The sequence below is a fragment of the Streptomyces sp. NPDC002403 genome, from assembly GCF_053593015.1.
Genome location: NZ_JBSFBQ010000072.1, coordinates 1 through 24,146, shown reverse-complemented (window position 1 = coordinate 24,146; position 24,146 = coordinate 1). Strand labels below are relative to the sequence as shown.

Below are 24,146 nucleotides of genomic sequence, written 5' to 3'. Positions count from 1 at the left end.
CTTTGGGCGCATCTGCACGGGCGTCAGTGTCTCAACTCTCCTGACATATCGCATTTTGACGGACAGAAGAGAAAAAACGACCATCCGACAGGCCGTGATGGACGGTAAATGGTCAGGAGCACCCCCCGGCTTCGGGTAGAGTTCTCCAGGTCAGCAGGCGCCGCTAGCTCAGTTGGTTAGAGCAGCTGACTCTTAATCAGCGGGTCCGGGGTTCGAGTCCCTGGCGGCGCACGCAGAGTCAAAGCCCCCTCACCACGCGTGAGGGGGCTTTGCTCGTTCGCGAACCCTCCGCGCCGGAGCCTCCCGCACCGAAGCCCCGCGCCGGGCCTCCGCCCCGCGACGCCCTCCGCGGCGCCACCTTGAACCACTACCCGCACAGACGCCGCACAGTCGTCGCGGAGCTGTCACACAGTCACCAAGCGGTCACTCAGCGGCGCGAGGGCCGTTGCCATACGCCTCTGCACGCCCCCTCCACAAGGGGGCAACACATCGCACGTACGACTGGTGACCCACTCTTCGCACCCTTGCGATCGGGTCCGGGGCCGGACAGCCCGCCCGGTGGAGCTCGGCTCCAACCAGGCTGATGGACCGTGCAGTTGGCGCTGGAGAGGGGGAAGTTCCGGTTGTCCGCAACGCGGGGTGGGTCCCGCCGCCGCTGTCGGCAGCGGCGGCCGACGGGAAATCGCCGAGGCCGGGACGACTGGCCGGTCACGCACCGATCACGGGTGCGGGGGGATGGCCCATGACGCCGACGCCGACGGGCGTCCGGCGCGCGGCGCTCCTGCGGGGCGCCGCGCGCCTGGCGCCTGTCGGTGTCGGCATCGGCCCTCGGGCAGATCGGCGGAGCGCCGCTTGCCGAGGTCCGTACTGGCCCACGTGGTAACGAAGTTGGAGACGCCGTCGTCCCGGGTGCACGCGGCGGCCCGTCCGGCCGCGTCGCCGGCCGGGTGGACCCGGTGCGGGTCGCTCACCGTGCCCTTGCCGCCGTCGCCGGGACCGGGGCCGGTGTCCGGGCCCGTGACGCATCCCGCGAGCAGCGCCGCCGCCGCGGCCAGCGCGGCCGTCCGCCCCGTGCTCGTCCGAATGTCCGACCGGCCGTCGTGACCGCCGTACGTCCGCTCCCACTCGGTGCGGGCGCCGGTACGCTGCCGCATCCGTGCCGTCGTGACATCTCAGGCGCTGTCACCCGCGGACTTCTCACCGGTCAGATAGGCGGAGACGACCACATTCGCCTCGTACGACTGCGACGCCCGGTCGAAGGCGCCGCCGCAGGTGATCAGGCGGAGTTCCGCCCGGCCGTCCTTGCGGGGGCCGTACGCCTTGTGGGCGTCGAAGCGGGCCCGGGTGAAGACCTGGACGTCGTCGACGGTGAACTCCGCGACCGTGCCGTCGACGCGGGTGATCTCGACCTCGGCGCCGGGACGGGCCGCGCTCAGCCCGTAGAAGACGGCCTGCCGGGTCTCGGTGTCGACATGGCCGACGAGGAGGGCGGGGCCCTTCGCGCCGGGCTCGGTGCCGCCGCCGTACCAGCCGACGGTCTGCGGCGTGTCGAACGGGGGCGGTTCGATCGCCCCGTTCTTGTCCAGGCCGCGGGAGATCACGGGGGCCTCCACGCCGATCGACGGGATCGCGACCCGCTCGGGCACGGCCCCCTCGATCGGGGCGTGCGGCGGGGGCAGCGGTACGCCGAGGGGGCGGCCCACCGCCGCGACATCGCCGGTGGTCGGGGCGGAGCCGGCGCCGGAGCCGTCGGTGATCCCGCGGCCCCAGAGCCACAGGCCCAGCAGCAGGACGGCCCAGACCACTCCGGCGAGCAGCCTGCCGTGCCCCGCGGGGCTGTCCGGGGCGGACATGTCAGTCCGTGGCCGGACGGCGGCGGCGCGCGCTGCGGAACGCCACGGAGACGGCCGCGACGGCCGCCAGCGCCAGCCCGATCACCGCGTGCACGGTGCCGGGACCCTCCTGCCGGGCGTCCCGGCCGGCGAACAGGGCGGTGCCGCCGCCGCCCGCGGCGACCGGGGCGAGCGGAGTGGCCCGGCCCCGGTCGATGACGGTGACCTTGCCGGCGGCCCCGGCACCCTTGCCGTCCTTGCAGTCGATCCGGACGTCGTGGTCGCCCGGGGAGGCGTCCGAGCTGATCCGGGCCTCGGCGAAGAGGCCCCCGTCCGCCGCGGGCGAGAAGCGCGCCTCGGAGACGAAGGCATCGGACGCGCCGGTGGCCTCGCGGCCCTTGCAGCCCTCCAGCCGCAGATCCATCTCACCGCCCGGGGCGACCGAGGAGGGGGTCGCCGTCAGGGAGGCGCTGCCTTTCTCCTGGGCGGACCCGGGGTCGGAATCGGCGGCCAGTGCGGCCGAGGCCGGCACCAGGGTCGCCGCGACGACCGCGGCGGCACAGAACGTGAGGGTTGTGGAACGCATCGTGAACCTCCTCAGTGCAGGTTCACGCCTCCCGGCGGTTTTCGCATCCGCAGGAGCGCGGGGGATGGGCCCCCGGGCATCCGCCCGAGGCCCTCCCCCGCCCTGCGCGGACCGTGTCCCGCCCGGCTCAGCCCGCGTCGACGAGACCGACCAGATCGGCGATCGAGTCGACGACCGTGGACGGCCGGAAGGGGTACTTGTCGATGTCGGCGACCGTGGTGAGCCCGGTCAGGACCAGGAAGGTCTGCATTCCCGCCTCCAGCCCTGCCAGCACATCGGTGTCCATCCGGTCGCCGATCATGGCGCTGGACTCGGAGTGGGCGCCGATCGCGTTGAGCCCGGTGCGCATCATCAGCGGGTTGGGCTTGCCCGCGAAGTACGGGGCCTTGCCGGTGGCCTTGGTGATGAGGGCGGCGACGGAACCGGTGGCGGGCAGCGGGCCCTCGGCGGACGGGCCGGTCTCGTCGGGGTTGGTGCAGATGAAGCGGGCCCCGCCGTTGATCAGCCGGATCGCCTTGGTGAGCGCCTCGAAGCTGTAGGTGCGGGTCTCGCCGAGGACCACGTAGTCGGGCTCGTGGTCGGTGAGGACGTAGCCGATGTCGTGCAGGGCGGTGGTGAGGCCGGCCTCGCCGATGACGTACGCCGTGCCGCCGGGGCGCTGGTCGTCCAGGAACTGGGCGGTGGCCAGGGCGGAGGTCCAGATGTTCTCCACGGGCACGTCCAGGCCCATGCGGTTCAGCCGGGCGTGCAGGTCGCGGGCGGTGTAGATGGAGTTGTTGGTGAGGACCAGGAAGGGCAGTCCCGAGTCCCGCAACCGCTTGATGAAGGCATCCGCCCCGGGGATCGGCGTCCCCTCGTGGATCAGGACTCCGTCCATGTCGGTGAGCCAGGATGAGATCGGCTTGCGCTCTGCCATGTGAGGGGACTCCTGCCGTACGCCGTGTGCGGGGACGCCGGCGGCACCGCGTTGTGCAGCGCCGACGCCCCCGATTTTAGGCCGTCCGTTCGACGTGCCGGAACGGCTGGATCAGGCGGACGTGAGTGTCACCCCGTCGATCACCCAGAACCAGTTGTTGCCGCCGGTGTACCGGAAGCGGACCTGTGCGGTGCCGGCTCCGGCCGGGACCTGGAGGGTGAGCGATTCGGTCTTCGCGACGGTGTCGGAGGTGTACGTCTTCACGACGGCCGGGGCGCCCCCGTCGTAGGAGACGAGCACCTCGCCCTTCTGCGGGGCTTCCTGGCGGTAGTGGGTGGTGTAGGCGAGGGTCGCGGTGCGGCCGCCGGTGACCGGCAGGGCGGGGCTGATCAGGGTGGAGTCGAAGGTGCCCGTGAAGCTCTTGTCGCTCCATTCGTCGCCGTCGGCGACCGCGAAGACGTTCCGGGCCCGAACGTTGGTCTCGCGCCATTGGCCGCGCTCGGCGGATGTCCAGAACTCGTCGGTGGTGAAGGTCCAGCCGCGCCATTCGGTGACTCCGCCGGTGCCCATCGCGCTGTTGTCGATCGACCAGCCGGGCGGCGGGGTGTGGGTGAAGCCGATGACGGCGGCGCCGGTTCCCGTCTCGTCGACGCGGGTCGCCAACTGCGGGCGGAGCGCGTCGAAGGCGTCGGGGACGGGCTGCTGGAACGGCCGGCCGTCGAGGCCCCAGGCCGGGTCGACGGCTATGCCGAGGTGGGCGAGGGCGGAGGCGGCGACGTCCGGCATCCTGATGTCGTGGCGGGTGGAGCCCGGAGTGGCGGAGCCGCCGCTCGCGATGAGGAAGGTCTGCCGTTCGGCCGCGCTGGAGCCGCCGTGGCCGCCCGCGTCGGTGTGCCCGTGGTCGGCGGTGATCATGATGAGCCAGTCCTCGGAGCCGTGGGTGGCCCGGCCGCGTACCGCGGCGACCATCTGCCCGACCTGGGCGTCCACGCCGTGGATGGCGTCCAGGTACTGCCGGCTCGCGGCGCCGTAGCTGTGTCCGGCGTGGTCGACGTTGTCGAGGTGGACGAAGACCGCGTCCCGGTTGCCGTCGGCGAGTTCGGCGACGGCCCTGCTGGTGGTGCCGGTGTCGTACTCGGTGTCCGGGGTGGAGACCCGGGTGTCGACCTTCGCGGAGAAGATCGTGTCGGTGACGGGGTTCCAGGAGGCGACGGCGTACGTCGACAGCCCCGGCTTCGCGGTCTCGATCCGGGTGAGGAAGTCGGGGTACCGCGCGAAGGCGTTGCCGGTGAAGGCGTTGTCCTTGACGCGGTGCTTGTCGGGCCAGACGCCGGTGATGACCGTGGACCAGCCGGGGCCGGAGAGGGTCGGCGCCATCGGGTCGGCGTAGAGCGGGCTGACCGAGGTGAGTCCGGCGGACATCAGGGCGTCGAGATGCGGCGCGTCCGCGTCCTTGATCCGGTTCAGCAGGGCACCGTCCAGGCCGATGACCAGGACCTTGGGGGTACGGGCCGCGGCCCGGGCGGTGGTGGCCGCGGCGAGCGGTCCTGCGGCGGTGGCGAGGGCGGCGGCGCTCATGAGGAGAGTGCGGCGGGACATGCCTGTGGTCACGGGTCCTCCGTCGAGGCGTGGGGGCACGCGGTCAACTCCCCGCCCGGGGACGAGGAGTTGACCGCGGGACTAGACCCGTTATCTTTTCGCGATGATCTGCCGGAGGTCCATACCCCTGCCGTGAATCCCCCGGCAACGCTCAGCTGCCGGTGGCCGACTTCCAGGCGTCGACGTAGTCGTCCAGGTTGGTGCCGATGTCCGACCAGTCGGGTGCGAAGACCTCCACCCCGTCCATCAGCTTGGACAGCTCGATGGCGTTGGCGTCGGTGCCCTCGACGTCCTTGCGGGCGGAGAAGCCGCCGCCGACGGCGCTGACGTCCTTCTGGGCCTGCTCGGAGAGCATGAAGTCGAGCAGCTTCTTGCCGTTGGCGCTGTGCGGGGCCTTGTTCACCAGGCCGGCCGCGTACGGCAGGGCGAAGGTGGTGGACTTGCCGCCCTGCTTCGCGGGGAACCAGATGCCGAGGTTCGGCATGTCCTTGGACTGGGCGAAGTTCATCTGGACGTCGCCGTTGGCGGCGAGCAGCTCGCCCTTGTCGACCTTGGGGGCCAGTTTGCCGGTGGAGGCGGACGGGCCGACGTTGTTGGCCTGGAGCTTCTTCAGGTACGCCATCGCCGGCTCCTTGCCGCCGAAGTCGTGCATGGCCTTGATGAGTACGGCCGTGCCGTCACCGGCGACTCCGGGGGTGGAGTACTGGATCTTGTTCTTGAACTTCCCGTCGAGCAGCTCCTCCCAGGTGGTGGGCGCCGACTTCAGTTCCTTCTTGTTGTAGATGAAGCCGAAGTAGTTGTTGACGACCGAGGTCCACTTGGAGTCGGCGGCCTTGTCCGCGCCGTCGACCTGGTCGGAGCCGGCCGGGGCGTACGCGGCGAGGAGGCCCTTGCTGTCGGCCTGCTGGATGAACGGCGGCAGGGTGACCAGGACGTCCGCCTGGGTGTTGGACTTCTCGCGGACGGCGCGCTGCACCATCTCGCCGGAGCCGCCCTCCACGTACTTGACCTTGATGCCGGTCTTCTTCTCGAACTCCTTGAACACCTTGTCGTACCAGCCGTCGCCGTTCTCGCCCTTGAGGCCGTCGGCGCTGTAGACGGTGACGACCTTCTCGTCGGAGGCGGCCGAGGAGCCGCCGCAGGCGGAGAGGGTGGCGGCGAGGGCGAGGCAGCCGGTGACGGCGGCTATGGGCTTGAGGTGGTTCTTGCGCATGGCAGTCGTATCTCCTGGATGTCGGCCGGAAGCCGGCCGGAGTCGTTGCGGGGGTGTCGGCGGATCAGCGGAAGGAGGCCCTGGTGCGGATCCGGGAGACGCCGAGCAGCACGAGCAGCGTCGTTCCCATCAGGACCACGGCGACGGCCGCTCCGGTGAAGAGCGAGCCACGGTCGGTGGCCGCGAAGATCTGCACCGGGAGCGGTGTCCAGTCCGGCGGGTAGAGCATCATCGTGGCGCTCAACTCGCCCATGGACAGCGCGAAGCAGAGCCCCGCGGCCGCCGTGAGGGACGGCAGCAGGAGCGGCAGCTTGATGCGCCACAGGACGTGACCGGGGCGGGCGCCCAGACTGGCCGCCGCCTGCTCGTACATCGGGTCGAGACGCACTATTGCTGCCGAAACCGACGAATAGGCGAACGCCGTGACAAGAATGGTGTGCGCCAGGATCACGATCCAGCGCGTCCCGTTGAGCAGCATCGGCGGCTTGCTGAACGCGACGAGCACGGCGAGCCCGACGACCACCGACGGCACGGCGACCGGCAGCATGAACAGCGCGTCGAGGAATCTCCTGCCGCGCCTGCGCATCGAGGCGGCGGCCAGCGCGGCCCAGGACCCGATGGTCAGGGCGAGCAGGCTGGCGCTGACGGCCGTGATCAGGCTGGTGGTCAGGGCCTGGAGCGAGTCGCCGCCGGTCGCCGCCGTGTAGTGCTCGGTGGTCGGCCCGGAGGGAAAGGCGCCGGACCAGTTGGTGGTGAACGAGGCGGCGAGGATGACCAGCAGCGGCACCGCGAACAGCGGGACGAAGAGCGCGAAGAACACGGCCCAGGTGGCCCATTTCCCCGTACGGCTATGCACCAACACGGCGGCTCACCATCCGATACAGGCTGTAGAGGCCGACGGAGATCGCGATGTTGACGACGGCCACGACGCAGGCCGCCGGGTAGTCGGACTCCAGGATCGCCTTGCTGTAGACGAGCATCGGCAGGGTCGTGACGCCCTTCGCGCCGGTGAACAGCACGATGCCGAACTCGTTGAGGCACATCACGAGGACGAGGCTGCCGCCCGCGGCGAGCGCGGGAAGCGCCTCGGGGAGGATCACCTGCCGCACGATCCGGGCCGGTCCCGCGCCCAGTGAGGACGCCACCTCCAGCTGTGCGCTGTCGAGTTGCGAGAACGCGGCGAGCAGCGGGCGCATCACGAAGGGCGTGAAGTAGGTGATCTCGGCGAGCAGCACGCCCCACGGGGTGGTGAGGAAGTCGAAGGGGCCACTGGACGCCCCGGTGAGGTCCGTCCAGACGCCGTTGGCCATGCCGACGTTGCCGTAGATGAACAGCAGGGCCAGCGTGATCAGGAACGAGGGGAAGGAGAGGAAGACGTCGATGAACCTGGCGACCGCCCGGCCGCCGGGGAACGGCACGAACGCGATGATCATGGCCAGGACGAAGCCCAGCACCAGGCATCCCACCGTGGCGCCGACCGCCAGCCAGACCGTGGTGGTCAGCGCCGAGCGGAACGACTCGGAGGCGAACACGTCGCCGTACGGGGCGATCGAGGTGCCGCCCTCGTCCGGGCTGAAGGACTGCTGGACGACGAGGGCCAGCGGGTAGAGGAAGACGAGCGCGAGGACGGCGACGGGCGGCAGCGCCCAGACGAAGGCGGGCACACGACGGGCCTCGCGGGCCGGGGCCTGCGGGCCGGCCGCCGGGGGCGTCGCCCCGGACGCGCCGGTGCGCGGGTGGGGGGTCTTCGTCGCCGTGACGACCGGCGTGACGGGCTGTGCGGTGCTAGCCATCGGCCCCTCCCCCGGCTCCCGGCGCCGCGCCCGCGGGCAGCAGCACCGCGTCCTCGGCCGCGAAGTGCAGCGTGACCCGGTCGCCGAGCGCCGGGGTCTCGCGCAGTTCCCGCAGGTCCGCCTTGACCCGGTGGCCGTCGACGTCGACGTACAGCCGGTGGGTGGAGCCGCGCCACTGGACCTCGGCGATGGTGCCGCCGAGCGCGTTGGGGCCGTCGCCGAGCCCGACCAGGTGGGGCCGGACGCACAGGGTGGCGGTGGCGCCCCGGGAGACCTCCCCGGTCGGTACGGCGAGTGTCCGGCCGGCGAAGTCGACGGTGTCGGTGGCGTCGGCGACGGTGACCGGCAGCAGGTTCGCGTTGCCGACGAACGAGGCGGTGAACTCGGTGCGCGGGCGGCGGTACAGGTCCTGCGGGGTGCCGCAGTCCTGGAGCCTCGCCCTGTCCATGACCGCGATCCGGTCGGCGAGGGTGAGCGCCTCGACCTGGTCGTGGGTGACGTACAGGATGGAGACGTCCGGCAGCTCCCGGTGCAGCCGCGCCAGTTCGGCGAGCATTCCGGAGCGGAGCTGGGCGTCGAGGGCGGAGAGCGGTTCGTCGAGCAGCAGGACGCCGGGCCGGATGGCGAGCGCGCGGGCGATGGCGACGCGCTGCTGCTGGCCGCCGGAGAGCTCGCGCGGGTAGCGCTTGGCGTAGGCGGCCATGCCGACCATGTCGAGGGCCTCGGCGACCCGTTCGGGAATCCCGTCCTTCGCGGCCTTGCGGGCCTTGAGCCCGAAGGCGACGTTGTCCTGGACCCGCATGTGTGGGAAGAGGGCGTACTGCTGGACGACCATGCCGATGCCGCGCTTGTGCGGCGGCAGCCCGGTGACGTCGCGGTCGCCGAGGTACACCCGGCCCGAGGCGGGCCGGACGAATCCGGCGACGGCGCGCAGGGCGGTGGTCTTGCCCGAGCCGGAGGGGCCGAGCAGGGCCATGACCTCGCCGGGTTCGACGGTCAGATCGAGCCGGTCGAGGACGGTGTTGCCGCCGTACTCGACGCTGACCCGGTCGAACCTGATTCCGCTGCGGACGGACCGCTCTCCGCCGGTCATGCCTCGGCCCGCGCGATCAGGTCCGGGAGCTCGGCGACCGAGCCGAGCACATGCGTGGCGCCGTTGCGGGTCAGCTGGTCCTTGTCGTGGGCGCCGGTGAGCACCCCCGCGACGATCCCGGCGCCGGAGCGCACGCCGCTGAGCATGTCGTACGAGGTGTCGCCCGCGACCACGACCTGCTGGACGCCGTCGACGGCGCCGGTGCGCAGGAAGGCGGCGAGCACCATGTCCGGGTAGGGGCGGCCGCGGCCGCCCGCGTCGGCCGGGCAGAGGGTCAGGGCGACCAGGTCCTGCCAGCCGAGCGCGGCCAGGATCGCGTCCTGGGTGGTCCGGGCGAAGCCGGTGGACAGGACCACGGTCCGGCCCTCGCCCCTGAGCCGCTCGATGGCCTCGCGGGCGCCGGGGACCGGGGCGATGCGGCCGCCGTCGACCAGTTCCCCGTATGCCTGCTCGAAGGCGGTGTTGGCCTGCTGGGCCCGGTCCTCGTCGCCGAAGAGGTGCCGGAAGACGGAGATCTTGGACTCGCCCATGGTGGCGCGCACATAGCCGAGCTTCTCGGCGTGGTCGGCGGAGCCGGGCTCGACGCCGAGGCGTTCGGCGGCGGCGGAGAACGCCTGCTCGACGAGGCCGCCGTCGGCGACGGTGGTGCCGGCCATGTCGAGGACGATCAGGTTCAGCTTGTCGGTGTTGCTCAACTTCTTCACCAGCCCAGTTCGTTGGCGGTCGTTTCGGCGATGGCGGGCGAGCAGGTCATGCCCCGGCCGCCCGGTCCGGTGACCAGCCAGACGCCGTCCCGTACCTGCTGGCGGTGGACGACCCGGCTGGTGTCGGTGCACTGGGCGTAGACCCCGGCCCAGCGGTGGCGGATCCTCGGCAGCGGGCGGCCGAGGAAGGACTCGACGACCCCGGTGAGGTGCTCGTACGGCTCCTCGACGGTGTCGAAGGAGAAGGGGTGCTCGTACTCGTGGGTGTCGCCGATGGTCAGTCCGCCGTCCCGGCGCTGCACCATCAGCAGCTGCATCCTGTGCGCCGCCGCGGTGGGCGCCTGGGCCTGCTGGGCGTTGAGGGTGTCCAGCGCCCCGCTCCGGTACGCCGGGTAGTAGCGGAAGCTGTCCGCGTCGGCGACGGAGGTGGTGAGCGGCTCGCCGAGCGGGTCGGTCTGCATCATCTGGAGGCGGACGCGGCGCACCGGCAGATCGGGGCCGGCCAGTTCGCGGACGAGACCGCCGAGCCAGGCGCCGGTGGCCAGGATCACGGCGTCACCGGTGTGCACATCGCCGTGGTCGTCGCGGACGGAGGCGGTGCCCACCACTTCGCGGACCTCGCGCCCGCCGAGGAAGGTGTACCGGCCGGACTTCAACAGCTCCTGCTTCAGCACGAGCTGCGCGGTGCGCGGCTCGACCGCGGCATCCCGCTCGCACCACAGGGCGGCGGTGAAGTCCCCGCGCAGCGCGGGGTTGACGGCGCGGGCCTCGTCCGCGGTGAGCAGCTTGTAGCCGCGGGCCGCCGCGTCGGGCCGGGCGACGGCCGCCTCGGCGACGGCGGTCTCCAGCTCGGTACGGAGCGGGGTGAGCGAGCCGCAGGCCCGGAAGCCGAGGCCGGGGACCTGCGCCCCGATGCCCTCCCACAGCTCACGGGCGCGCAGCGCCGTCTCCAGCTCCTCGCCACCGGCCCGGCCGCTGACCCATATCTGTCCGAAATTGCGGAGCGATGCCCCGCGCGCCTCGCTCTCGCGCTCGATCTGTACGACCTCGTGGCCGCGGTTCACTGCGTGCCAGGCGTGCATGGTTCCCACCACGCCGGCTCCTACGACGATGACTCTCACGACGGCTACGCTCCTCGGGGCGGGTGACCCGGACGGATCGGTACGGCAACGGGAAGGTGAACTGGGCCTCAAGCTTGGCCTAGACCCGTTACGTTCTCGTTATCGCGATGAGTCGATTCGCGGGGCGGTCGTGGTCGTGCGTGCGGGGCGGCCGGGCGTGCGGGGCCGTTGTTCAGCGGCCGTCCTGCGGGCCCAGGTGCGCGGTGAAGGAGAAGCGGTCGCCGCGGTAGAGGGTCCGTACGCGCTCCAGCGGCTTGCCGGCCGTGTCGCGCGAGATGCGGTGGATCAGCAGCATGGGCAGCGCGGGCGGCGTACCGATGAGCAGCGCCTCGCGCGGTGTCGCGAGCACCGTCTCGATCCGCTCGTCCGCATCGCCGAAGGGGATCCCGAGCCGGTCGCGGAGGTAGGCGTAGAAGGACGAGTCGGGGTCGAACTCGGTGTCCAGATCCGGTACGCGGGCGACGGAGACGTAGGTGCTCTCCAGCCCGACCCGGTCGTCGTCGGCGAGCAGCACCCGCTCCAGGTGCCAGACCGGCTCGCCGCGCTCCACCCCGATGTCGACGGCGAGCGCCCCGGGGCAGGGGAACCGCTCCAGGCCGATGAGGTGACGGCCCGGGGTGCGGCCCTGGCGGCGTACGCCTTCGGTGTAGCTCGCCAGCGAGAGCGGCTGCTCCAGCTTGGGGCCCGCCACGACGGTGCCGCGCCCCTGGCGGGCGAGCCGCCCCTCCAGCAGGAGTTCGCGCAGCGCCTGGCGCACCGTCTCGCGCGAGACCTCGTAGCGCTCGGCGAGATCGCGTTCGGTGGGCAGCATGCCGCCCTCGCCCAACTCCTCTATGAGCACGGAGACATGAGCCTTGACGGCGTAGTACTTGGGAATACGGCCGTGCTCCGGGATGCCGGAACGGATGGGTGCGCCAGGTGCCTGGTCGTGCGGGTAGTCCACGGCCCGATGGTCGCAGACGGACATGAACAACGGTGAACGTCCGGGCGCGGAAAGGGCGGTTCGGGGCCCGGTCCGGGGAGGTTCAGGGGTGTGCGCGGCGCGACCGCCGTGCCTTGATCACCATCGCCCCGCCGCCGATCAGGAGCCCGGCCACGGTGAGACCGGCCGCGGGGACGCTGCCCGAGCCGGTCGCGGCCAGCTCCGGGCGATCGCCCGGAGCCGGGGTCCGGCCCGGTCCGACCGGATGGGCCTCGCGCGGGGCGTCTGTGGTGCCGCCGACCTCACCGGTGCCGGCCGTCTCACCGGTCTCAGCGTTTTCATCGCTCCCTGCGATCTCATCGGCCTCGTCGGTCCCGGCAGCTTCACCGGTCCCTGTGGTCTCGTCGATCCCTGCCGTCTCGTCGGTCCCTGTGGTCTCGTCGGTCCCGGCGGTCTCGTCTCCGTCGCTCCCGTCGACGACGGTGAACGGATAGTCCTCGGACTCCCCGACCCAGGCCCCGTCGTCCCTGCCCGCCTTGCCGGCCGTGCCGCCCGCCACGTGCTGCCGCTGGACGACGGCGGCGTTGGCGGTGATCCGGCCGGGGCTGGTGTCGGAGGTGAACGCCATCCGGACCTGGATGGTGATGGTGTGGCCCGCCGGGACGGTGAAACCGCCGAAGGAGTCCCCGCCCTCGCCGCCGAAGACGCCGATGTGCTCGTCCTGGTCGGTGGTCTCCCAGGTGACGCGGTGCTCCGTACCGGGGAGTGCCTGCTCGGAGAACTTCAGCTGGATCTGGTCGGAGGTCAGCCTGTGGTCCTCGTCGGTGAGGACGAGGACCGGGTGGACGGCCCGGCACGGCTCGGCGGTGGTGTTGGTCAGGTCCAGGAACCAGGTTCCGTAGCCGCCGCCGGACGCGTAGGTGTCCGGGCCGCCGTGGATGCGGGTGCTGATCGGGAAGTCCTTCGCCGCCGGATCACCGCAGGCGGGCGGCTGGTCGGCGGTCGTGGAGCCGGGCGAGGAGACCGGGGTGGCCGAGGACGCGGCGGAGGCGGGTGCGACGGATGTGCCGCCGAGGACCACGCTCGCCGCGACCAGCCCGAGCGCCAGTCCGTGCCGGGTCCGCCCGGGGGGCGGTGAGGACGAAGGAGGATGCGCGGGGGCGGTGAGGACCGGGATGGACGCGGCCACGGTCACGGGGACGGAGGTGGGGCTGGCGTTGGGGAAGAATGCCGGGCCCGACGTGGTCATGGGCGTCGCGGTGGATCCGGGGACGGGGGCGGCGGTGCGACCGGGCATCGAACCGAGTGCACGGCCCGGCGCGGAGTCGGCCGGTGAGGTGGACCCGGCCGGTGGGGCCGAGCCGGAAGGCGTGCCGGGCGGGGGCGGGGCAGGAGTGGGGCCGGGGGCGGGGGGCATCGGGGGGCTCACCTTCGCTGCTCGCGAGACGGCCGGCTCACCCCGTACGCCGGAGTTCACCGGTTTCTGGGCCGCGACCCTGCCACGCACGCGCGAGGCGGCCGGCGCCGACATGCCGCGGGGCCGCCCGGTCGGTCGCCGGATTCCGCCCGTCCGGCCCAGGGACTGTCCGGCCCTGATCCGCCGGACAGGTACCGGCCCTCCGTTCGCCCCGTCCGGCGCCGACGCCTCCGGCTCAGTCCCCGCCCGCGTCTCCGGCCCGCCCGAACAGCGGGGCCAGGACCAGCTGGGCGGCCCCCTCCGCGACCGGCCGGTCCCCTCCCCCCGCGACGACGACCGGCACCGGCGCGTCCGCACCGCCCCGCCCGGCACGCTCGTCGATCACGGCGCGGACGCCCCGTACGTAGGCCTCGGGATCGGCCGCCACCGTACGGCCGCCGAGCACCACCCGGTCGATGTCGAGCAGCCCGACGAGATTGGCGGCGCCGGTCCCCAGCACCCGGGCGGCCTCCGCGGCATCCCCCCGGGCGACCGCGGCCAGACAGAGCGCCTCGATGCAGCCGCGCCCCCCGCAGCCGCAGACCGGCCCGTCCAGCTGGACGGTCTGGTGCCCGAACTCACCGGCCCCGGTACGGGCCCCGCGGTGCAGCGCCCCGCCGAGGACCAGCCCGGCGCCGAGCCCGGTCCCGAGGTGCAGATACGCGAAGTCGCCGCCGCCCGGCGCCCGCAGGGCGAGCCCGAGGGCGGCGGCGTTGGTGTCCTTGTCGACGACGACGGGCAGCCCGGTCCGTACGGCGAGCGCGTCCCGCAACGGATAGCCGTCCCACTGCGGGAACCCGGTGACGCGGTGCAGCACCCCGCCCCGGTGGTCGAGCGGGCCCGGCACCGCGACGCCGGCCCCGAGCACCTGCCGGTCCCCCGGCCCCGCACCCCCGCCCCGCACCGCCGTCACCGCGTCCGCCGCCGCCGCGAGCACCTCGTCCGCCGGGGCGCCGAGGTCCAGCGGGGCGGTGCGGCTCGCGGCGACCGTGCCGGACAGGTCGACGAGCACCGCCGTCAGCTCGTCGCGGTCCAGGTGCAGGCCGACCGCGTACCCGGCGTCCGGCACCAGCCGCAGCACGGTGCGCGGCTTGCCCCCGGTGGACGCCCGGTGGCCGGCCTCGGCGGCCAGTCCCTCGGCCCGCAGCCGGGCGGTGATCTTGCTGACGGCCTGTGGCGTGAGCCCTGTGCGCTCGGCGAGTTCGAGCCTGCTGATGCCGGCCCCGCCCGCCACCCGCAGCAGATCCAGCACCAGCGCGGCGTTGTGGCTGCGCAGCGTCGGCAGGTTCGCGCCGCTGTTGCTCCTGTTCACCGTCCCATTGTCCCTGTCGCTTGCACTATGGCAACAGCGTTGCTTAAGTGGCATGCATGACTGGCAACGCGACTCACCGGACGCCCGGACCGTCCCAGGCCCCCCTGCGCGTCGGACTCGTCGGCTACGGCCTGGCGGGTTCCGTCTTCCATGCCCCGCTGATCGCGGCGACCGACGGTCTCGTCCTCGACACGGTCGTCACCTCGGACGAGGAGCGGCGGGCGCAGGCGCGCGCCGAGTTCCCCGACGTGCGGTTCGCCACGTCGCCGCGGGAGCTGTGGGAGCGTGCGGACGGCACCGGCGCGCTCGATCTGATCGTGATCGCCTCGCCGAACAGGACCCACGTCCCGCTCGCGACCGCCGCGCTGGAGGCCGGTCTGCCGGTCGTGGTGGACAAGCCGATCGCCGGTACGGCGGCCGAGGCGCGGGCGCTCGCGGCCCTGGCCGAGGAACGCGGGCTGCTGCTCTCGGTCTTCCAGAACCGCCGCTGGGACAACGACTTCCGCACTCTCGCCCGGCTGCTCGCGGACGGCGAGCTGGGCGAGGTGCAGCGCTTCGAGTCCCGCTTCGAGCGGTGGCGTCCGCAGCCGAAGGGCGGCTGGCGCGAGTCGGGCGACCCGCAGGAGATCGGCGGGCTGCTGTACGACCTGGGCAGCCATGTCGTCGACCAGGCGCTCACCCTGTTCGGTCCGGCGGCGCTGGTGTACGCGGAGTCCGATGTGCGCCGTCCCGGGGCCGCCGCCGACGACGACACGTTCCTCGCGATCACCCATGTGAACGGGGTGCGTTCGCATCTGTACGTCAGCGCCACGACGGCCCAGCGCGGCCCGCGCTTCCGGGTGCTCGGGCAGACCGCCGGCTATGTGAAGTACGGCCTCGACCCGCAGGAGGCCGACCTCCGCGCGGGCGTGCGCCCGGCGGCGGACCGGCCGTGGGGCGAGGAGCCCGAGGAACTGTGGGGCCGGATCGGCTCGGGCGAGTCCCCGCTGACCGGCGGCGGCATCCCGGTCCGCACACTTCCGGGCGACTATCCCGCGTACTACGCGGCGGTCGCCGACGCGCTGCGCGGAAAGGGTGAAAATCCGGTGAACGCGCTTCAGGCGGCGGCGGCCCTGGATGTCCTGGAAGCGGCCCGCCGCTCGGCCCGCGAGGGCATCACCGTGAAGCTCTCCGACACCGCCGGTCCGGATTCCGGCCCCGACCCCGACGCCCACCCCGACCCCGATTCCGTCCCTGCCTCCGCCTCAGCCGATACAGAGGAGCAGCCCGAATGAGCCCCAACGCTCCGACCATCTCCGAGCTCATCGCCCAGGAGCGCCGACTGACGCTGCCGCACTTCGGCTACGACGACGCGTACGCGCTCGGCGACCTGCTCGTCTCGATGGCCCGGAAACGGCACGCCCCGGTCTCGATCGACATCCGCCGCGGCGCACAGCAGATGTTCCATGCCGCGCTGCCGGGATCGAGCGCGGACAACGACGCCTGGATCGACCGCAAGCGCAAGGTCGTGGAACGGTACGGCGAGAGCTCGTACCTGGTGGGAACGCGCTTCCGGGCGAAGGGGACGACCTTCGACGCCTCCTCGCGCCTGGACCCGGGCGACTACGCCGCGCACGGCGGCTCGTTCCCCATCGCGGTCGAGGGCGCGGGCGTCATCGGCTCGGTCACGGTCTCGGGCCTGCCCCAGGCGGAGGACCACGCCATGGTGGTCGAGGCGCTGGAGCAGTTCGCGACGACGCTCGACGCGTAGGGAAAGGCGCGCGGGGCGGGGCGGCCACCGGACACACCCGGCAACCGCCCCGCCCCGCGCGGCCCGCTACGCGTCCTTGAGTTCCTGCCGCTGCCGCCCCAGCCCGGCGATCTCCAGCTCCACGACGTCACCCGCCCGCAGATACGGCTTGGGCTCGGGCTGCCCCAGGGCGACCCCGGCCGGCGTACCGGTGTTGATCACATCGCCCGGGTACAGCGTCATGAAGTGGCTCAGGTACCGGACCACTTCGCCCACCGGGAAGATCTGGTCGGCCGTCGTGCCGTCCTGCTTCAGCTCACCGTTGACCCAGAGTTTCAGCGGCAGCGCCTGCGGGTCGGCGATCTCGTCCGCCGTCACCAGCCACGGCCCCAGCGGGTTGAACGTCTCGCAGTTCTTGCCCTTGTCCCAGGTGCCCCCGCGCTCGATCTGGAACTCGCGCTCGGAGACGTCGTGCGCGGTCGCGTACCCGGCGACGTGCGCGAGCCCCTCCTCGGCGGATTCCAGGTAGCGGGCGGTGCGCCCGATGACGACGGCGAGCTCGACCTCCCAGTCGGTCTTGACGCTGCCGCGCGGCACCAGCACCGTGTCGTCGGGTCCGACGACGGTGTCCGGCGCCTTGAAGAAGAGGATCGGCTCGGTGGGTATCGCCGCACCGGTCTCGGTGGCGTGGTCGTGGTAGTTCAGCCCGATGCACACGATCTTGCCGATCCGGGCGAGCGGCGGCCCGACCCGCAGCCCCTCGGCGTCGAGTTCGGGCAGCTCGCCGGGCGCGGCCGCGGCGGCCCGTACCCGGGCGAGCGCCGGCTCGTCGGCGAGCAGGGCGCTGTCGATGTCGGGGACGACTCCCGACAGGTCGCGCAGGGTTCCGTTCTCGTCCAGCAGCGCCGGTCGTTCCGCACCTGCCGTACCCACACGAAGCAGCTTCAACGGTCTGTCTCCCCTTGGTCGTGATCGGGCCCGTCGGATGGGTGGCGGCCATCGCAGGCTTGTCCGATCGTCCAAGACGTCCGATCACTCCGCAAGACCCTGTTCACACACTGGACCGGCGCATGCGCCGCTCCGATCACGCCGCTGCGGCCATGGCGGTCCCGGCGGCCGGCATGTCGCGGTAGAGCACGGCCCGCTCGACCGCGGTCCAGGTGGTGCTGGTGACGACGTACAGCGCGGCGGCGAGCGGTACGACGGACACGGTGAAGAGGGTGGCGAAGGACATCAGCGGCATCAGCTTGGTCATCGCGCCCATGCCGGGCACCGGCTGTCCGTCGGGGCCCGCGGCCGGGGTGACGGGGTTGGCGGCCATCTGTCGCTTCGTGCGCCGGTAGTTGAACGTGGCCACGGCGGCGACGATCGCGAACAGGCCGAGGTAGACCATCCCCTGCGCGCCGAACAGCCCGCCGTGCGCGAGGGCGTCGTGCCAGCGCTCGCCGAGCGGGGCGTCGAAGAGCTGGTGGCCGAGGAGCGCGTTGGGGTCGCCGCCGATCTTCTGGCTGGAGAAGAGGTGGTACAGCAGGAAGAAGGCGGGCATCTGCAACAGGCTGGGCAGGCAGCCGGAGAGCGGCGAGACCTTCTCCTCCTTGTGCAGCTCCATGAGCGCCTTCTGCATGCGCTCGGGGTTCTTGCCGTGCTTCTTGCGCAGTTCGGCGATCTGCGGCTGGAGCCTGGTGCGGGCCTTCTGTCCCCGCGCCGCGGCCCGCGACAGAGGGTGCACGGCGAGCCGTACGAGTGCGGTGAACAGCACGATGGCGGCGGCGGTGGACGCGGTCTGGAAGAGCGGGTGCAGCGCGTCGGCCAGCGCGCCGACCAGGCCTGCGAACGCGGACATGAAGACGGACATGGGTGAGCCCTCCGGGGGTCTCGTCGTGCCGGGAGGAAGAACTGACTCGGCATGACGAACCGCGCGGGGCGCCCATGGCGCACCTGCTGGGGGTGGCTACTGCTGCTGCGAGCCCCTACGCGGCCGTCGGAAGGGCACGGCCGGGAGCTCGGGGGCGCCTGCGCCCCTTGGCGTCCGGGTCCCGCTGGGGCAGGAACGCGGTGCGTTTCTCCCGGTCGCGGATGGCGGTGCGGACCCGGGTGCGGGGCACCGGGGCGGCGCAGCGGGCGCTGATGACCGAGGCGACGGCGAGCGCGGAGCCGGCGGCGGCGGTCGCGGCGAGCGCGACCGCGGCGGAGAGGCTGCCGCCCTCGGCGAGGAGGACTTCGGTGACGAGGAAGAGCAGCAGCCCGGCGGGGCGGAGCAGCCGGGCGAGGCCACTGCGCAGACGGCTCGTGTCGCCGTTCATCGGCCCCTCCCCTCTTCCCGCTTCGCGGCCGGTCGGCCGAGCGCGCCCGTGCCGTTCGCACAGACGCGCGCCTTGTGCTCTCCAGCCGTTATACACGATGGGTCCGGCGCACCGGTCCGTCCGATACCCGTCATTCCGGCCCACCGGCCCGTCCGCTGCCGGTCAGTGACCGGTTCCCGCCGGAGCCCCGCCGGGTTCCGCCTCCTGTCGCGGGGCCCCGATCCCGTCCCGGGCGAGCACCTCGTCGTCCGGCCGGTCGTCGCGCTCGCGCGGCCCCGCGTACGTCACCGCCAGCGCGACGGCGAGGTTGGCGCCGAGCGCCACGATGCCCGCGTTCACCCCCCACACCGGGTCGTTCTCCGTGAACACGAACCCGCACACCACCCCCACGCCGACGACCAGACCGCTCATCGCCCCGAGCAGGGTCAGCCTTCGCCACATCAGCCCCAGCAGCACCATGGGGAGCAGCTGCGCCATTCCCTCGTACGAAATGAGGGAGAGCCGCACCAGGGTGTTCGGAGCGGTGTACGTGAGCACCAGCGCGATCACGCCCGCGGCCACCACGACCACCTGCGCCGCGCCCTTCTGCCGCCGTTCCCAGCGCGGTACGAGCGAGAGCACGCTGCGCCCCCACATCGTGCCGATGACCAGCATGAAGACGGCCATCGGCACGATCGAGGAGAGTGCCGCCGCGACGCCGATGACGCCGACCGCCCAGGCCGGCAGCGAGTCCACGACGAGCTGGAAGAGCGCCAGGTTGGACTCGGCGCCGACGAGTCCGGGCACGACGAAGAGGGCCGCCATGCCGAGCAGCATCGGCACGAAGAGCAGCACGTTGTAGGCGGGCAGCAGCATCGCGTTGCGGCGCAGCACATCGGCGCTCGATGCGCCGAGGTAGCCCGCGACGGTCGTCGGGAAGATCACCACGGTGAGCGAGTTGAGGAACGAGGTGGTGATGAACCAGGCCTGTCCGAGCCCGCTGTCCCCGTGCCCGGGGAAGGTCAGCCACTCGCTCTTCTCGGTGACGAGCCGGTCGAGGAAGGGCCCGTACCCGTCGAAGTAGTGCATCGGTACGTAGAGGGCGAGGAAGCCGAGCGTGGCGATCACGAGGACGTCCTTGAGCACGGACACCCACGCGCTGCCCCGCAGCCCGCTCACCACGACGAATCCGGTGGTGACGGCGAAGGCTATGAAGTAGGCCCAGTTCAGGCCGATGGCACCGTAGGAGATGGTCGAGACGACCACGCCCATGCCGGTGATCTGGAGCTGGATGTACGGCAGCAGGAAGACGGTCGCGAGGACGGCGACGAGCGCGCCGAGCCAGGGCCGTCCGAAGCGGTGCGCCACCATGTCGGTGATCCCGACGAGCCCGTGCTCGCGCGCGTACGCCCAGAGCATCGGTCCGACGACGTAGCCGATGGCGTATCCGCAGGACATGTACGCCACCACGTAGAGCACCGGCGCCCCGTAGTTGTAACCCCATCCCGCGGCGCCCAGGTAGCTGAAGCTGGTGTACCCCTCGCCGGCCATCAGTACCCAGATGAACACCGTCCCGAGGCTGCGTCCGCCCACGGACCACTCGGCGAGCCCGCCGCCCTCGCCGTTCCCCTTCCGCCGCCCGCGCGTGGCGAGCAGCCCGAGGGCGACGGTGGCGACCATGAAGACCGCGAAGACGGAGGTGGCGACCGTGGCGTTCACCGGCGGTCCCCCCGCCGGGTCAGCCATACGGCGACGGGGGTCAGCAGGGTCGCCCCGAGCAGCCACACGAAGAGGAACGGCAGCCCGAGAATCACCGGGTGGACCCGGTTCACGAGCGGCAGCACCCCCAGGTACAGCACATAGGGGACCAGCAACCACAACAACTGCGGACGTCGTCTGAGCACGTCGGAAGACCTTAGTGCGATGCCGCTACCGCGACCGGACATCCGTGAGTTCTCCCCATACGACAAGCCGGTAGCGGGAGGTGAATTCGGGCGTGCAGGTAGTGAGCGTCACATAGGAACCGGCCCGCTCGTACCCGGGATACGGCTTCAGATTGCTGCGCGGGACGGCGGCGATGACACCGCTGTCGCCCGGGCTGGTCCGCGCCAGCGTCCGGTCGACGGTGTACGTGTACACGGCGTCCCGGGTCTCGATGTCGATGCGGTCCCCGCGCCGCAGCCGGTTGATGTATCTGAAGGGCTCGCCATGGGTGTTGCGGTGTCCGGCGAGCGCGAAGTTCCCGGGCCGGCCGGGCTGCGCGGTGCGCGGGTAGTGCCCGACGTACCCCTTGTCGAGGACGCCGGTCTTGCCGACGCCCTGGGCCACGGGGGCGGTGAGCCCGATCCGGGGGATGCGGACGACGGCGTACGCCTGGTCCCAGCGGGGCGCGGAGCGAGCGGCGCCGCCCGGGGCCGGCCCGCCACCGGACTCGCGGGGTGCGCCGGGCTCGTGGGAACCGGCCCCGGATGCGCCGTCGTCCCCGGGCGCTGCTCCCTCTCCCCCGCGCTCCTGCGCCCACTCCCGCTGAAGGGCCCGCACCTGGTGCTCGGCCCCGGCGCGGGCCTGCCGGTTGGTCCACCACAGCTGATGAACAACGAGCAACAACAGGACGACGCCGAGGGTCACCACCAGTTCGGCACCCGTCCAGAGCCCGCGCGCGACGGCGCTGCGCCCCCGCGCTCTCCGCTGCGTCACCACCGGTATCCGCTCCCGCACGGCCCGCACGATAGGCCCATGGCCCGTAACTCTCCAGGCCTGGAACACCCTCCGCCGCGCAGCCGTACAGCAGTACGGTGTGGTTCATGCGCCCCGACACGCCTGCCGACCACACCACCGAAGCCGAGCGCCTGCTGCGCGCCGCGGCGCGGTACCCCGAGGACCGTGAGCCGCTGCTCCTGCAGGCCGCGGCCCATCTGGAACTCGCCGGCGACCGCGCCCGCGCCACCACTCTCTACGACGAACTCCTCGGCTCCCCCGACCTCGACCACCCCCACCTGGTCAAGGCCCTGAACGCGGCCAATCTGTGGGAGTACGGCCACGAGGCGGAGGCCCGCGCGATCATCGAAGGCATCCGTGCCGCGGGCCCGCTCGACCCCGGGCCCTGGGAGATCGCGGCCGAGACCCTCGAAGCCCACGACGAGCTCGAAGCCGCGCACGACTGCTTCTCGACCGCGCTGACGCTGCTCCTGGCGCCGGGCGAGGAGGTGCCGTACGCCACCCAGTCGCTGCTGTTCGGCCGCCACCGGGTCCGCAGACTGATGGGCGTCGACCACGATGTCTGGGACGAGCTGGCCGACACCCTCCACACCGCCGCCGTCCCGCTGGACGAGCTCCACGACCCCAAGCGCCTGTGGTCGCTGGGCTCCTCGGACCCGGGCGAGCTCCAGGCCGAGATCACCCGCCTCCGCGCCGAGCTGGGCACGTACCGCACGGCGCTGTCCCGGCCGTTCCCGGTCGCGGTGCTGCACTGGCCGGCCGCCGAACTCGCCGAACTCCTCACCGCCTACCCGGAGCTGCGCGACGAGTACCCCTCCCACCCCGAGCACCTGGCCCGCCTGGAGGCCGCCCTCCGCGACCTCCACCAGGCCGGCACCCCGAACCTCGGCATCGTGACCGGCACGGTCCCGTCGTACGAGGCCTTCGCCGCCTCGGAGGCCACGTCCCCGACCGACCCGGACCTCCTCCCCCAGTACGCCACCACCCTCGCCGCCCGCGGCCGGGCCATCCCCTGGCCCCCGGCCCGCAGCGCGGCCTGCTGGTGCGGATCGGGGCGGGCTTATCGGGAGTGCCACGGGGCGGAGTGAACGACGGCAACAGGCGGCGGTGTCGGTCCGGCATCCCACGGCCGGCCCCGCCCCTCACCGCCGTGAGGGCCCGGCTCGGATGCGCCCGTCTCCCTGCCCTGCACCACCCGCCCCATCAGGCGAATTCATCCGGATCCACAGCGCCATCGAAGGCATTGTTCTCATAGACCCGCTCAAGGAATTCGCGCGCCTCACTATCGTCCTCCGTGACACGATAAGCTGCTGACGCCACCAAGTCTCGAAGAACCCCTTCGGGCAACCGCTGCTCCAGAATGGTTTCGAAGGCGACGGCGATGCGAAAATGTTCGCGTCGATCGTTTTTATGGATCGCCAGGGCCTGTATGGCCGCCCGGTCCTCCCACTCTTCGCCGTAGTAGTACTCACGAAGAAAAACTCGCACCGTTTCAAGTGCAATCGACGTGGGATCCTGGTTCTCGGTCATTCGAAGTACGCCGTTTCGATCATGAAGTGCCTCTGGACACTGTCCGATACCACCAAACGAAGGACCACTTTGGTGAGCGGCCTGGATATGGGGACCACGAGATTGTTCCTGTCCAGTTCATACCCCTCACCCAGTCCAGGTGGCGCCGGATGCGTAATCGCACCCTGCGCGCCATCACCTTTCGGGTTCCCACTACTATCGGTGAGTGCGGCATCTATGCGCGCCTGGCCGGCCGCAATGGCCGCCTTTATCACCGATTCCATCATTTTATCATCCGTGAAATGAGTGACTTCCTTACTCACCATGTGCGGCAATGACTTCGCCCACTTGTCCAGGGCCGCGAACACCTCATCACGACTCCCTTCGTTGATGGCATCGTAGTCAGCGATCAACTGGAGTGCCTCTGCCCGCCTGTCCTGAATTTTCGATATTTTGGCATCCCTCTTGGGCGATTGAGGATTCTTCTGAAGCTCCGCAATATTGTTGTCGTATACGTCAATCTTGTCCTGCTGAACCTTCTTCTTGTCCTTACGCACATCCTTGAACATCTGTAGAGCATCAGTAAGCCGCTGCTTCATCATCGCTTCAGTCACGGCCTGACCGTGCTTCTGTATCAAGTGGATCGTCTTGGGTTTTGCCGAGGTTCGAATAGTATGCCCCTCGTGCGCAGCCAGACCACCGGGAGCATGCGAGAACGATCCACTGGAACTCGGCGGCCCAGGCTTTTGCGTGGGCGGACTCGCCACGTATCTGTATTCCCACGCATCCCCTTTCTTCGAGGCGGAGAGCTCCTTGAAAACAGTGTGCTTCTTCTTGATTCTCTTCAGCTCTCCACGCATCTGCCTCTCTGTCGCTCCACCGGCCCGATACTTCCCCGTCAAGTTGTCGAGCGCGGCCAGTCCGGCTCTCAATTGCGTCGCCCGTTCCTGAGGGGTGAGATCCCCGCCTCCCTTCCCGTCCTTCCCTTTCTCCTTCCCTTTTCTTTTGAGCCTGTCCCAGAGTTTCTTTCCCGCTTTGGCGATGAACCCCACGATCTTGTCGATGGCGCGGTTGACGGGGCGGGAGACGGCGTGGAAGACGCTCTTGACCTTGTTGGCGAGGGAGCCGATGCCGAGGAGTGAGGCGAGGAAGCCGATGAGCAGCGGGACGCTGGCGGCGAGGGCGGCCTCGACCATCTTCGGGACGCCCGCCGCGCCCCCGTTGGCGATGGCGATGACGGCGTCGAGGACGGAGTTGACGAACTCCACGATCTGGGCGCCCTGGTTCACGATGAACGTGACGATGTCGATGATTCCCTTGACCGCGCGGACGAAGGCGGAGGCGGGGTTGAGGAGGGAGAT

Annotated in this window: 24 protein-coding genes, 1 tRNA gene and 1 pseudogene; 4 read left to right on the top strand and 22 right to left on the bottom strand. The window is 71.4% G+C overall.

Annotation, left to right across the window (positions count from 1 at the left end):
• The first annotated feature begins 157 nt into the window (after positions 1-157).
• A tRNA-Lys gene (locus ACWCPY_RS38905) sits at positions 158-231 on the top strand.
• A 488-nt stretch (positions 232-719) separates the two neighbouring features.
• On the opposite strand, the gene ACWCPY_RS38900 is transcribed toward ACWCPY_RS38905, so the two are convergent.
• From ACWCPY_RS38900 to ACWCPY_RS38835, 14 genes are all read right to left on the bottom strand, one after another.
• A complete protein-coding gene (locus ACWCPY_RS38900; protein WP_451273253.1) occupies positions 720-1,154 on the bottom strand; it encodes a hypothetical protein in 435 nt (144 codons plus the stop codon).
• A gap of 18 nt (positions 1,155-1,172) precedes the next feature.
• Positions 1,173-1,853 carry a class F sortase gene (locus ACWCPY_RS38895; RefSeq protein ID WP_451273251.1) on the bottom strand — a complete coding sequence of 227 codons (681 nt, stop codon included), beginning with the start codon at positions 1,851-1,853 and terminating at the stop codon, positions 1,173-1,175.
• Position 1,854: 1 nt separating this feature from the next.
• Positions 1,855-2,418, bottom strand: coding sequence for a hypothetical protein (locus ACWCPY_RS38890; protein ID WP_451273249.1), 564 nt, complete (start codon positions 2,416-2,418; stop codon positions 1,855-1,857).
• 127 nt (positions 2,419-2,545) lie between these two features.
• Positions 2,546-3,334 (bottom strand): HAD-IIA family hydrolase, encoded by a 789-nt coding sequence (locus ACWCPY_RS38885; protein ID WP_388655277.1) that lies wholly within the window; start codon positions 3,332-3,334, stop codon positions 2,546-2,548.
• Between the two features lie 111 nt (positions 3,335-3,445).
• The gene (locus ACWCPY_RS38880; protein ID WP_451273265.1) at positions 3,446-4,933 is read right to left on the bottom strand and encodes an alkaline phosphatase family protein; all 1,488 of its coding nucleotides are present in this window, start codon (positions 4,931-4,933) and stop codon (positions 3,446-3,448) included.
• A 151-nt stretch (positions 4,934-5,084) separates the two neighbouring features.
• The gene (locus ACWCPY_RS38875) at positions 5,085-6,146 is read right to left on the bottom strand and encodes a 2-aminoethylphosphonate ABC transporter substrate-binding protein (RefSeq protein WP_451273246.1); all 1,062 of its coding nucleotides are present in this window, start codon (positions 6,144-6,146) and stop codon (positions 5,085-5,087) included.
• A 64-nt stretch (positions 6,147-6,210) separates the two neighbouring features.
• Positions 6,211-7,008 carry an ABC transporter permease gene (locus ACWCPY_RS38870; RefSeq protein WP_451273244.1) on the bottom strand — a complete coding sequence of 266 codons (798 nt, stop codon included), beginning with the start codon at positions 7,006-7,008 and terminating at the stop codon, positions 6,211-6,213.
• A complete protein-coding gene (locus tag ACWCPY_RS38865) occupies positions 6,995-7,939 on the bottom strand; it encodes a 2-aminoethylphosphonate ABC transporter permease subunit (protein ID WP_451273242.1) in 945 nt (314 codons plus the stop codon). Before ACWCPY_RS38865 ends, ACWCPY_RS38870 begins: the two co-directional genes overlap by 14 nt.
• Entirely contained in the window at positions 7,932-9,032 is a 1,101-nt protein-coding gene (locus ACWCPY_RS38860) for an ABC transporter ATP-binding protein (protein WP_451273240.1), read from the bottom strand. The genes ACWCPY_RS38865 and ACWCPY_RS38860 overlap by 8 nt, the downstream gene beginning before the upstream one ends.
• Positions 9,029-9,736: a phosphonatase-like hydrolase gene (locus ACWCPY_RS38855; RefSeq protein WP_451273238.1), complete on the bottom strand. Its 708-nt coding sequence runs from the start codon at positions 9,734-9,736 to the stop codon at positions 9,029-9,031. The genes ACWCPY_RS38860 and ACWCPY_RS38855 overlap by 4 nt, the downstream gene beginning before the upstream one ends.
• Complete coding sequence (locus ACWCPY_RS38850; RefSeq protein WP_451273236.1) at positions 9,733-10,857, bottom strand: TIGR03364 family FAD-dependent oxidoreductase; 1,125 nt, start codon at positions 10,855-10,857, stop codon at positions 9,733-9,735. The genes ACWCPY_RS38855 and ACWCPY_RS38850 overlap by 4 nt, the downstream gene beginning before the upstream one ends.
• 172 nt (positions 10,858-11,029) lie before the next feature.
• Positions 11,030-11,800, bottom strand: a complete 771-nt coding sequence (locus ACWCPY_RS38845; protein ID WP_451273234.1) for a GntR family transcriptional regulator — start codon at positions 11,798-11,800, stop codon at positions 11,030-11,032.
• A gap of 82 nt (positions 11,801-11,882) precedes the next feature.
• Positions 11,883-13,076, bottom strand: a complete 1,194-nt coding sequence (locus ACWCPY_RS38840) for a hypothetical protein (RefSeq protein WP_451273232.1) — start codon at positions 13,074-13,076, stop codon at positions 11,883-11,885.
• Positions 13,077-13,431: 355 nt separating this feature from the next.
• Positions 13,432-14,547, bottom strand: coding sequence for an ROK family protein (locus ACWCPY_RS38835; RefSeq protein WP_451273230.1), 1,116 nt, complete (start codon positions 14,545-14,547; stop codon positions 13,432-13,434).
• A gap of 56 nt (positions 14,548-14,603) precedes the next feature.
• On the opposite strand from ACWCPY_RS38835, the gene ACWCPY_RS38830 reads away from it, so the two are divergent.
• Together ACWCPY_RS38830 and ACWCPY_RS38825 are read left to right on the top strand one after the other, a co-directional pair.
• Positions 14,604-15,821: a Gfo/Idh/MocA family oxidoreductase gene (locus ACWCPY_RS38830; RefSeq protein ID WP_451273228.1), complete on the top strand. Its 1,218-nt coding sequence runs from the start codon at positions 14,604-14,606 to the stop codon at positions 15,819-15,821.
• On the top strand, positions 15,818-16,297 hold the full coding sequence (locus tag ACWCPY_RS38825; RefSeq protein WP_451273226.1) for a heme-degrading domain-containing protein: 480 nt from the start codon (positions 15,818-15,820) through the stop codon (positions 16,295-16,297). The genes ACWCPY_RS38830 and ACWCPY_RS38825 overlap by 4 nt, the downstream gene beginning before the upstream one ends.
• A 66-nt stretch (positions 16,298-16,363) precedes the next feature.
• Here the strand turns inward: ACWCPY_RS38825 and ACWCPY_RS38820 are convergent, their stop codons facing one another.
• From ACWCPY_RS38820 to ACWCPY_RS38795, 6 genes are all read right to left on the bottom strand, one after another.
• A complete protein-coding gene (locus ACWCPY_RS38820; RefSeq protein ID WP_329820911.1) occupies positions 16,364-17,224 on the bottom strand; it encodes a fumarylacetoacetate hydrolase family protein in 861 nt (286 codons plus the stop codon).
• A gap of 136 nt (positions 17,225-17,360) precedes the next feature.
• Positions 17,361-18,131, bottom strand: a complete 771-nt coding sequence (locus tag ACWCPY_RS38815) for a YidC/Oxa1 family membrane protein insertase (RefSeq protein WP_362447996.1) — start codon at positions 18,129-18,131, stop codon at positions 17,361-17,363.
• Between the two features lie 115 nt (positions 18,132-18,246).
• Complete coding sequence (locus ACWCPY_RS38810) at positions 18,247-18,579, bottom strand: DUF6412 domain-containing protein (RefSeq protein ID WP_451273223.1); 333 nt, start codon at positions 18,577-18,579, stop codon at positions 18,247-18,249.
• A gap of 162 nt (positions 18,580-18,741) precedes the next feature.
• Positions 18,742-20,277 (bottom strand): sodium:solute symporter family protein, encoded by a 1,536-nt coding sequence (locus ACWCPY_RS38805; RefSeq protein ID WP_451273221.1) that lies wholly within the window; start codon positions 20,275-20,277, stop codon positions 18,742-18,744.
• Positions 20,274-20,432 carry a DUF3311 domain-containing protein gene (locus ACWCPY_RS38800; RefSeq protein WP_124723383.1) on the bottom strand — a complete coding sequence of 53 codons (159 nt, stop codon included), beginning with the start codon at positions 20,430-20,432 and terminating at the stop codon, positions 20,274-20,276. The genes ACWCPY_RS38805 and ACWCPY_RS38800 overlap by 4 nt, the downstream gene beginning before the upstream one ends.
• A gap of 55 nt (positions 20,433-20,487) precedes the next feature.
• A complete protein-coding gene (locus ACWCPY_RS38795) occupies positions 20,488-21,285 on the bottom strand; it encodes a class E sortase (RefSeq protein WP_451273219.1) in 798 nt (265 codons plus the stop codon).
• 77 nt (positions 21,286-21,362) lie between these two features.
• On the opposite strand from ACWCPY_RS38795, the gene ACWCPY_RS38790 reads away from it, so the two are divergent.
• Complete coding sequence (locus ACWCPY_RS38790; RefSeq protein ID WP_451273217.1) at positions 21,363-22,364, top strand: SEC-C metal-binding domain-containing protein; 1,002 nt, start codon at positions 21,363-21,365, stop codon at positions 22,362-22,364.
• 115 nt (positions 22,365-22,479) lie between these two features.
• Here ACWCPY_RS38790 and ACWCPY_RS38785 read toward each other — a convergent pair whose 3' ends face one another.
• Entirely contained in the window at positions 22,480-22,806 is a 327-nt protein-coding gene (locus tag ACWCPY_RS38785) for a hypothetical protein (protein WP_451273215.1), read from the bottom strand.
• Positions 22,803-24,146 (bottom strand): annotated as a pseudogene (locus ACWCPY_RS38780) (hypothetical protein); the annotation flags it as partial. The gene ACWCPY_RS38785 and the pseudogene ACWCPY_RS38780, both read right to left, overlap by 4 nt.